Genomic DNA, 2,231 nt, shown 5'->3' with positions numbered 1-2,231 from the left:
ATACTAGAGTATGTGTAGTCGAGGTAAATGAAAAAATTAAATTTATAAGTGCTTTTTTTTACTTTCTACTTAAGTAATATTTCTACCCCCTCAAGAAAGATTATTTTTCTGATTTACCGTACTACTACTCCTCATTAAATTCATAATTGTTTAAGATAGTTTTATAAATAATAATAGTTTGTAACTTTGTTTAATAGTGAAAAGGCCAATCGGAAAATACTGCATTCCTAGTTCGGCTTATGTCCATATCCCTTTTTGCCGACGGCGATGCTATTACTGTGATTTTCCGATCTCTGTAGTGGGTGATGGTAAAAAAGGTGATAATTTTTCTCCGATTCAAGAATATGTGGAGGTAATTTGTGAGGAAATAAACATTACAAAGTCTTTTTGTCAACCCTTAGAAACTATTTTCTTTGGCGGTGGTACTCCTTCCCTGTTATCAGTGGGTCAATTAAGTCGGATTCTAGATACCCTAGAACAAAAATTTGGAATTATGGCCAATGCTGAAATTTCTATAGAAATGGACCCCGGAACTTTTGACTTGGAACAGATAGAAGGATACAAATCCCTAGGAGTAAATCGAGTCAGTCTGGGAGTACAAGCATTTCAAGATGATTTATTGCAGCTTTCTGGGCGATCGCACGATGTCTTAGATATTTACAAAGCAGTAGACACATTGCATCAAGCGGGAATTGTTAATTTTAGTATCGATTTAATTTCAGGACTGCCACACCAAACCTTAGAACAATGGCAAACTTCTTTAGAAACTGGAATAGCTATTTCCCCAACTCATATCTCCAGTTATGACCTTGTAGTAGAACCAGTTACAGCTTTTGGACGTTATTATCAACCAGGTCATGCTCCTTTGCCTACAGATGAAACGGCGGCCCAAATGTATCGAATGGCACAGCAGTTGATATCAATTTCAGGATATGAACATTATGAGATATCTAATTATGCCAAGCCGGGTTATCAGTGTAGCCATAATCGAGTTTACTGGGAAAATCGCCCTTATTATGGTTTTGGTATGGGTGCAGCAAGCTATTTAGAAGGGAAAAGATTTACCAGACCGCGCACGCGGAAAGAATATTATCAATGGGTGTTATCGTTTCAAGGTCATAGTTTAGAAAATCAGGGTATTGATACATCGAATCAGGATTGTTTGTTAGAAACACTGATGTTAAGATTCCGCTTGGCAGAAGGGGTGAATTTATTAACATTATCTCAGCAGTTTGGTCAAGAAACTGTAGAAAAATTATTAATCTATTTACAACCCTATCAAAAATTAGGGTGGGTCGAATTTCTTAATCCAAAAGGTGTAGCAACCCCTTTCTCTAATAACCAAGAACTTCCGATAGAGGGATATTTGAGATTGACAGATCCTGAAGGTTTTTTGTTCTCCAATACTGTTTTATCAACGTTATTTAGCAAACTTAGTAATTCTATCAGTATCGACTGCTAAATTCTGAGTATTTTTACTGGGAAAATACTAGGTTTAGAGTGGACAACTTAAGTTAAATTAATTTTCTTCAACAAAAGTAATTAAAAATATACTTAAGCGATCCCTATCCGTTTATAATAATTTTATTGGCGCTCAAAGATATCAATATTCAGTCGGGTTGCTAATCGGCAGCAAAAATTTAGAGGGGATTTAAAGATTGTGACTATAGCACTAGATAGACTACCAAAAAAACAGGAACAAAAATTTCTCTGTTTCTATGTGAATACTACTCACAAGATGCAAATTGCTAGAATTAGTAATGTTGAAAATCAATATTGGGAACGTGCAGTTTTTCCGGGAGAACGTTTCTTATTTGAAGGAGTTCCTGAAGCAGAATTAGAAATTCATCAAGCTCAAGAAAATGGTGAAATTAGATGTGAACGTTTTTTGTGTCAAGATTTGAAAGTTGATGAGTAAGCAATAGTTGGAAATTGCTAAAAGTTACTTTGACTAAGTTACATTGGAATAAGCTAATACGCATTTAAAATGCGTATTAGTAAGTCAAAAGTCAGAAGTAAAAATTAATGAGGGTTTTCTTGTTAACTAGGCATACAACACATAAATGGTTTAAATGCCTAACAGCTTAGTTAGTGATTGATTTTTTTTTTGACTCATCACTAACTATTTTTATAGGTCAAGTATAGTTAACTTATAAAGTTTATAAGTATACTGAATAAAATTATCAAATCTATATAGTAATCCTAAAATTGAGAGTAGGGGAGTAGGGGAG

At 34.3% G+C, this 2,231-nt stretch carries 2 protein-coding genes; both read left to right on the top strand.

Features of this window, described 5'->3' with window-relative positions; translation table 11 throughout:
- The first annotated feature begins 196 nt into the window (after positions 1 to 196).
- Positions 197 to 1,462, top strand: a complete 1,266-nt coding sequence (gene hemW / locus AFK68_RS00905) for a radical SAM family heme chaperone HemW (RefSeq protein ID WP_094670898.1) — start codon at positions 197 to 199, stop codon at positions 1,460 to 1,462.
- A gap of 198 nt (positions 1,463 to 1,660) precedes the next feature.
- The gene (locus AFK68_RS00900) at positions 1,661 to 1,918 is read left to right on the top strand and encodes a DUF1830 domain-containing protein (protein ID WP_094670896.1); all 258 of its coding nucleotides are present in this window, start codon (positions 1,661 to 1,663) and stop codon (positions 1,916 to 1,918) included.
- Positions 1,919 to 2,231: the final 313 nt, after the last annotated feature.

Origin of the sequence: Hydrocoleum sp. CS-953 (assembly GCF_002260545.1) — a bacterium.
Classification (GTDB): domain Bacteria; phylum Cyanobacteriota; class Cyanobacteriia; order Cyanobacteriales; family Microcoleaceae; genus Trichodesmium.
The sequence above is the reverse complement of the archived record's forward strand: the minus strand, read 5'-3'. Positions and strand labels throughout refer to the sequence as shown.